Origin of the sequence: Pseudoalteromonas atlantica, from assembly GCF_043641955.1 — a bacterium.
In the GTDB taxonomy this organism is placed as follows: Bacteria; Pseudomonadota; Gammaproteobacteria; order Enterobacterales; family Alteromonadaceae; genus Pseudoalteromonas; species Pseudoalteromonas atlantica_A.
In genome coordinates this window covers 96,775-104,838 of record NZ_JBHZRV010000004.1, presented here as the reverse complement: position 1 = coordinate 104,838, position 8,064 = coordinate 96,775, and the positions used below count along the sequence as shown (strand labels likewise).

The window sequence follows — 8,064 nt, the reverse complement described above, 5'->3', positions numbered from 1 at the left end:
TATCTTCAGTAGCTATGACAATTGTTTTGGATGTCCCTGTGCCACTGACATGAATCACGGCTGCCCGAGGCAAATCCGGTAAGGAGGGTAACTTGTTATTTAATGATAAAAAAACCGAACCAGCGCACATTTTGATCATTGATGATCAACCCAGTAATGTGCTGATTCTGCGAGAAGCGGTTCGCGATCTGGGCGAAATCCATTTCGCCACCAGCGGGGAAGCGGCGCTGCGAGCGGCGCAACGCAAGCCGCCGGACATCATCCTGCTGGACATCGAGATGCCGGAGATGGATGGCTATGCCGTATGCCAGGCCATTAAAGCGGACCCCCGGTTGAGGGACGTCCCGGTCATTTTTGTCACTTCTCATACGCAAGACGCCATCGAGCTGCATGCGCTCAGTCTCGGCGGGGTGGATTTCCTGCAAAAGCCGCTCAATGTGCCGATTGCGCGTTCGCGCATCCAGACTCACCTGGGGCTGCGCTTGCGTTCCAAACAGCTGGCCTGCGCGCAACAGGACCTGCAGGATCTGGTGCAGAATCTGCCTGCCTTTGTCGCCTATTGGGATGAGTCGTACCGCAATATCCTGTGCAACGATGTGGACGGGCAGTGGTTTGGCATTCCGGCCGAGCGCATGCGTGGCATGCGGCTGCAGGAGGTGCTCGGCAATCATGTCTATGCCGAGATCGAAGCGCACCTTGCCGGCCTGGCCGACGGGCGTGCGGTGTCGTTTGATCTGGAATACATGCGTCAGGATGGCGACATGCTGTTTGGCCAGGTGTCGCTGGTGTGTCGAGACCAGTCCGGTCTGCAAGTCGGCCTGCTGATGCTGGTGACGGATGTGACAGACCGGAAATTGGCCGAGACCTCTCTGCACAACGAGAAGGAGCGGCTGCGCATTACCCTGAATTCGATCGGCGATGCCGTGATCGCTACCGATGCCGAAGGTCGGGTCAACTTCCTGAACCCCATCGCGGAGGCGATGACCGGCTGGTATGGCAGGAGGGCAATCGGCGTGCCGATCGAGCAGGTGATGCCGCTACGCGACAGCTTCGATGGGCACGTGCTGCAAAACCCGATCTATCTCGCGCTCAAGGAGCAGCGCATCGTCGGCATGGCGCTCAACAGCCAGATCGCCTGCCGCGATGGCCGCGTGCTGGAGGTGGAAAACTCTGCCGCCCCGATCTGGGACCAGGCCGGCAAGCTGACCGGTGCCATCATCGTTTTTCATGATGTCAGCGAAGCGCGGGCAATGGCGCTCAAGATGATGCATCTTGCCCACCATGATCCGCTGACCAATCTGCCGAACCGCATGCTGCTGCAGGACCGTACCTCGCAGGCACTGCAACAGGCTGGCCGCAATGGTGGCCAGGTTGCCTTGTTCATACTGGATCTCGACCATTTCAAGACCTTCAACGACTCGGTCGGCCATTCCATCGGCGATCAGCTGCTGTTGCAGCTTGCCAAGCGGCTGCAGCAGTTTGTGCGCAATGGTGACACCATCAGCCGTCAGGGCGGCGACGAGTTCATTATCCTGATCCCGGAAATCAGGCATGTGGACGAAGTCTCCCAGCTAGGCGAGCGCCTGCTGGAAGCCTGTGCCGAACCCTTCCTGATCGATGGCGTCCGCTATGACTTGTCGATGAGCATCGGCATTAGCCTGTACCCGGACGACGCCGACGACCAGGAGGCACTGTACCGCCATGCCGATGCCGCCATGTATCAGGCCAAGCAGGAGGGACGTGGACGCTTCCGCTTTTTCTCGCAGGAAATCGAGCATACCCTTTATGCACGCCACATGCTGGAGCGCCAAATGCGTGTCGCGGTGGCCGAGGGCGACTTCGAGGTGCACTACCAGCCCAAGATCGATCTGGCTTCACAGCAGGTGTTCGGTGCCGAGGCGTTGGTACGCTGGCGCCGGCAGGATGGCTCGCTGATTTCTCCCGCCCAGTTCATTCCGCTCGCGGAAGAAACCGGGCTGATCGTACCGCTCGGGCGCTCCGTGCTGCTGAAAGCCTGTCAGGAAGGGCGGCGCTGGCATGAGCAGGGTTACTTGATCCATATCGCGGTCAATGTCTCCGCCGTGCAGCTGGCGCAGAGCAACTTTACTGCCATGGTCAGCGAGATCATCGAGCAAACCGGCATCATGCCGGGCTACCTGGAACTGGAGATCACGGAAGGGGTGCTGGCTAAGGATGTCAAAAATACCTTTGCCATCATCAATGAGCTGCACAAAATCGGAGTGACGATCTCCATCGACGACTTCGGCACCGGTTACTCCAGTCTTTCCTATCTGAAGCAGTTCCCCATCGATGTACTCAAGATCGACCAGAGCTTTACCCGCGAAATCCTGACGGAAAAGAGCAGCGCCGCAATTGTGGCCGCCATCATCAACATGGCGCATGGCCTGGATTTGCGCCTGGTGGCCGAGGGCGTGGAGACGCAGGCACAGGCGGAGCTGTTGCAGCAGATGGGCTGCACGGTGATGCAGGGCTACCTGTACAGCCGCCCGCTGATGCCGGAGCGGCTGACCGAGTATCTCCAACACTGGCGGTCAAAGTAACCGTCCGCAAAGGCTGGCGATGCGCCACATGGCGGCCTGTTGCCGCTTGGAGCAGTAGCCGTATGCGCCGGTAAGGGGTAGCGCGGTGCACATGAACAGACTAGCCAGGGGAAAGCAAGTCATGGCATTACAACAACAAAAACTGCGGATCCATGCCGGACGGCGTGGCATCCTGGTGTTCCTGAGCGGGCTGCTCCTGACCGCGGGGCTGACCCTGCAACTGGATCGTAAGCAGGAGCAGGATCGGCAAGAGGCCTACCAGAACTTCACCACGCAATTTGCCGATACGGTCGAGGAGCGGATTACCCGTTACCAGTACGGCTTGCGCGGCGCGCGGGGCGCCATTCTGGTGGCCGGGGAGCAGGGCATCTCGCGTGCGGATTTCCGTCGTTACAGTGCCAGCCGCGATATGAAAGTGGAGTTCCCGGGGGCGCGCGGCTTCGGCTTCATCCGTCGTGTGCCGCTGGCCGATGAGGCGGCGTTTGTCGCCAGGGCGAGACAAGATGACGCCCCCGGCTTTGCCATCCGCCAGCTGCAGCCACATGCCGGCGAGCGCTATGTCGTCCAGTACCTTGAACCGCAGGCTGGCAATCAGCAGGCGATTGGACTTGATATTGCCTCCGAGGCGAACCGCAAGGCCGCCGCCGACGCTGCCATGCGGAGCGGGCAGGTGCAGCTCACGGCACCGATTGCCCTGGTCCAGGCCATGAAAGCACCCAGCAAATCCTTCCTGATGCTGATGCCGATCTACCGGGATGGCATGGCACGGGATAGCGAGGCGCAGCGAGTGGCGGCCACCCTGGGCTGGAGCTATGCGCCCATTCTGATGGACGAGGTGATGGGGGCGATTCGTATTAATCCGGAGCTGACTCAGTTCACCTTGAGTGATGTCAGCGACCCCCGGAAACCGGTTGTGTTCTACGCCTCCCGAGCCGCTGCTGGTGCTGTGGTCGTTAGCCGCAGCGTGACCAAAACCATTCTAGGCAGGACGTGGCAGATCGAAGTCCGCTTTCAGCCCGCATTTCTTGCCGGCTTGCACCAGAATAACCTCTATGCCGTAGGCCTGCTCGGTGTGCTGGCAAGTCTTGGCTTTACCATCATGGTTTTCCTGTGGAGCAGCCGCCGCCTGCGCCAGCAGCAGCTGATCGATGCTCAGGCGCGGATGGCGGCCATCGTGGAAAGCTCCATCGACGGCATCATCGGCAAAACCCTGCAAGGCGTGGTGATCAGCTGGAATCGTGGTGCGGAAGAGATCTTTGGTTACCGCGCGGACGAGGCGCTGGGCAAGACCATGGCGCAGCTGGTGGTGCCGGATGATCTGGCTTACGAGGAAGAGGACATTCTGGCGCGTATATGCCGTGGCGAAAGGCTGGATCACTTCACGACCCGGCGCCGCCACAAGAATGGCCAGCTGATCGATGTTTCGGTATCGGTATCCCCCATTATTGATGACAGTGGCCGTATCGTCGGCGCCTCCAAGACCGTACGTGACATCAGCGAGCAAGTGGCCATCGAGAGGCAGATGAAGGAGCTGAACGCGCACCTGGAGGAAATGGTCGCTACCCGGACGGCCGAGCTGGATCGCGCGCGGCGTGTGTTGCGCACCGTGCTCGATGCGGTGCCGTCGATGATCGGCTACTGGGACAAGCAACTGGTCAACCGCGTGGCCAACCATGCCTACCACACATTGTTCGGTGTCGACCCGGACACTCTGCCGGGCATGAGCATGGTCGACTTGCTGGGCAAAGACCTGTTTGCCGCCAATCGTCCTCATATCGATGCGGTGTTGCGCGGCGACGAGCAGACCTTCGAACGCGCCATTCTTGGCCCGGACGGCAAAGAACGGCACTCGCTGGCGCACTACATCCCGGACCGGATTGATGGCGAGGTACAGGGCTTTTATGTGGTGATGCATGATGTCACCGAGCTGGTCGAAGGGCGACAGCAGTTGGCCGCAGCGCTGCGCGAAAACCAGGTGTTGCTGCAAACCATCAACGAGCAATTGCTGTACTCGGTTTCCGACCCGAACGGGGTGATCATCGAGGCCAACGACCAGTTCTGCCTGGTGCTCGGCTATACCCGCGAAGAGATCATCGGGCGGGATCACCACCTGTTCAGTTCCGGCCTCCATCCGGCTGCCTTCTGGCAGAACATGTGGGACACCGTCCTTGCCAACAAGGCCTGGCATGGCGAGATCTGCAACAAGGGCAAGGACGGCAGCCTGCTGTGGTTCGATACCGTGATTGCGCCTTGTCTCGATAGTGAGGGCCAGCTGGAGCGCTTTGTCGCCTTGCGTATCGATGTCACCGAACGCCGCGCGGCGGACGAGGAACGGAAGCGTCTGAACGTGCTGCTGGGCAACGTGCTGCGTTCGGCCTCCGAGGTGTCCATCATCGCCACCGATCAGGATGGCCGCATCACCATTTTCAACAGCGGCGCCCAGAGCATGCTCGGCTATCAAGAGGACGAAATGGTGGGGCGTTGTACCCTGGCCATGATTCACCTGCCCGATGAGGTCAACGCGCGCGGCGAGGAGCTGAGCCGGCAGTATGGCCAGGCCATCGAAGGCTTCCGTGTCTTTGTGCATGTGCCGGAGTTTGTCGCGCCCGAAACGCGCGAATGGACCTATGTCTGCAAGGATGGCTCCAGGCGCCGGGTGATGCTGGCTGTCACCGCGATGCGTGACGAGCAGGGGGTACTCACCGGCTACCTGAGCATCGCGACGGACATCACCGAGCAACAGCAAGCGCGGCAGGAGCTGCAGCTGGCGCTTGACCAGCTGGCCAGCGCCGCTGACGTTGCCGAAATGGGGGTGTGGAAATGGACGCTGGAGGACAATGCAGTCCAGTGGAACCCGAAAATGTTCGAGATCTATGCGTTGCCCGAGGTAACGAAAGGCGGAGTCATGGATTTTGAAGGCTGGCGTTCCCGTATCCATCCCGATGATGTCGATGCCACGGTGGCGAGCCTGCAAGCCGCCGTGGATGGCCGTGGCGTGTATGACCCGGTGTTCCGGGTGGTGCATCCGGATGGCCAGATCCGCTATGTGCAGGCCGGTGGCAAGGTGGGGCGCGACGCGAAGGGCAGGGCGGTTAGTTTCGTCGGCATCAACCAGGACATCACCATACGCAAGCAGTTCGAGAACAGCCTGGAGCTGGCAAGACAGCAGGCGGAACAGGCGAACGTGGCAAAAAGCCAGTTCCTGGCCAATATGAGCCACGAGATCCGCACGCCGATGAATGCCGTGCTCGGGATGTTGCAGCTGGTTCGGCAGACACCGCTGGATACGCGACAGCAGGATTACGTGGTCAAGGCACAGTCGGCAGCCCAATCACTGCTGGCACTGCTGAACGATATCCTGGATTTCTCCAAGATTGATGCCGGCAAACTTGAGCTGGATATCCATGCCTTTAGCCTGGAAGACATGCTGCGGGAACTGGCCGTGGTGTTGTCCGGCAATCAGCATCACAAGACCGTGGAGCTGATGTTCGAAGTCGATCCGTCGCTGCCACTGGAGGTCAGAGGCGACAAGCTGCGCATCCTGCAGATCCTGATCAATCTTGGTGGCAACGCCCTCAAGTTCACCGAGGCCGGGCAGGTCGTCATTCACCTGTCCGCGCTGCGTCAGGACGCGGCGAGCGTGACGTTGCAGGTGTCGGTCACCGACACCGGCATCGGCATTACCCCGGAACAGTTGAGCCGCATCTTCAATGGTTTTACTCAGGCCGAGTCCTCCACCACCCGCCGCTTCGGCGGCTCCGGGCTGGGGCTGGTCATCTGCCAGCGTCTGGTGGCTCTGATGGGGAGCGAATTGCGGGTCGACAGCGAACCGGGCCGTGGCAGCTGCTTCTCGTTCGAGCTATGCCTTGAGGTGGAAAACAAGGCTCTGTCCATCAGCGTCGTCGCACCGGACATCAGTCATTGCCATGTGCTGGTGGTTGATGACTGTGAGAATTCGAGGGAAATCCTGGTCAAGACCATCGAAATGCGTGGCTGGAGTTGCGATGCGGTGGAGAGTGGCGCGAAGGCCCTGGTAAAGATCATCAGCGCACTGAAAGCGGGTCGACCTTACGATGTGGTCTTGGTGGACTGGCGCATGCCGGAAATGGACGGGGTTGCTACCGCGAAGCTGATCAAGCAGCAGTTTTCGGATGTCGCCTGCCCGGTCGTCATCATGTTGTCCGCGTACGGGCGTGAGCTGCTGGGCAAGATTTCAGAGCAGGACCGAGTTATTTTCCGCGATATCCTGACCAAACCGATTACCCCGCAACAACTGATCGCCTCCATCGCGCGGGCGCGCCAGCCGGCTCAGCGCGACTCCTTGCCGCCGGTATTCGAGTTACCACAGCGGCTGGCGGGGGTGCGTCTCCTGCTGGTCGAGGACAATGCGCTGAACCGGCAGGTGGCCGGCGAGTTGCTGACCCATGAGGGCGCATCGGTGGTGATGGCCGAGGATGGCCTGCAGGGGGTTCGGATTGCCACGCAGCAACCGGATGCTTTTGACATTATCATCATGGACATACAGATGCCCGTCATGGATGGCCTGCAGGCGACGCGCGAGATTCGTGCCGTACCGGTGCTGGCAGCGCTGCCGATCCTGGCGATGACGGCCAATGCCTCGCATGCCGACCGGGAGGCATGTCTGCAGGCCGGGATGAACGATCATGTCGGCAAGCCGATCGATATCGACGAGGTGGTCGAGCTCATACTGAAGCTGGTACAGGGGAAAGCCGTACCTGCCGCCGGAACCGAACGGCAGCCGGCCGCAGCGCCGGAAACGGCTACTGCGGCGGAGGTCGACCCGCTCGACCGGCTGATGCGCCGTTTTGGTCAAAATCTGAACGTGTATCGCCAGACACTGGCCAGTTTCTCGATCGAGGCTTGCAATCAGCTGGACATGCTGGCTCGGCAGCGCGAGGCGGCGGATGTGCCGCGCATGGCTGCAACCTTCCACGCCCTGAAAGGCGTGGCTGCGACGGTCGGGGCCACGGCGCTGGCGGCACAGGCTGCGGAGTGGGAGCGCCAGAGCCGCACGGAGGAAGCGGCAGAGTTCTGCACCCGTTTCGACACCGAGCAGCTTGCCGCCTTGCGCGAGCTTGCGACACGCAGCGAACAACTGCTGATGCAGGCGCTACCCGAGCCGCAGCCGGAAGCTACGGTCATTCCTGATATCGCCGCGACACTGTCGCGCCCGGAGTGGCTTGAGCGGCTGCGCGCGCTGCTGCCACCATTGGAGAGCGGTAATCTGGAGGCGCTGGATCTGTTGGCGGCGCTGCCGGCATCGCCCCCCGAAGAGCGTGAAACCATGCAGGAGGTGGCTGCACTGGTGCAGAGTCTGCAATTCCCCGGTGCCGTCACCATCATTCGCCGGATTCTGGAGCGGGAGACATAATATGGATCGATTGCTAAATAGCTGTTCCGAATAGTAGATCACCGGAGGAAGGGAACTCAGTCCAGTTTGTGCGATCTGATTAGTCGCTAAACAAAACAAGCCACACCCAAA

2 protein-coding genes are annotated in these 8,064 nt (G+C 60.6%); both read left to right on the top strand.

The features are described 5' to 3' along the window. Positions 1 to 92: 92 nt before the first annotated feature. The gene (locus ACHUE3_RS09995) at positions 93 to 2,561 is read left to right on the top strand and encodes a two-component system response regulator (RefSeq protein ID WP_394192311.1); all 2,469 of its coding nucleotides are present in this window, start codon (positions 93 to 95) and stop codon (positions 2,559 to 2,561) included. 121 nt (positions 2,562 to 2,682) lie between these two features. Then, positions 2,683 to 7,953: a PAS domain S-box protein gene (locus tag ACHUE3_RS09990; RefSeq protein ID WP_394192310.1), complete on the top strand. Its 5,271-nt coding sequence runs from the start codon at positions 2,683 to 2,685 to the stop codon at positions 7,951 to 7,953. Positions 7,954 to 8,064 lie beyond the last annotated feature (111 nt).

What these genes read in the sequence shown, in the direction of transcription:
- ACHUE3_RS09990 (WP_394192310.1), top strand. Translation starts at nt 2,683, where the DNA reads ATGGCATTACAACAACAAAAACTGCGGATCCATGCCGGACGGCGTGGC.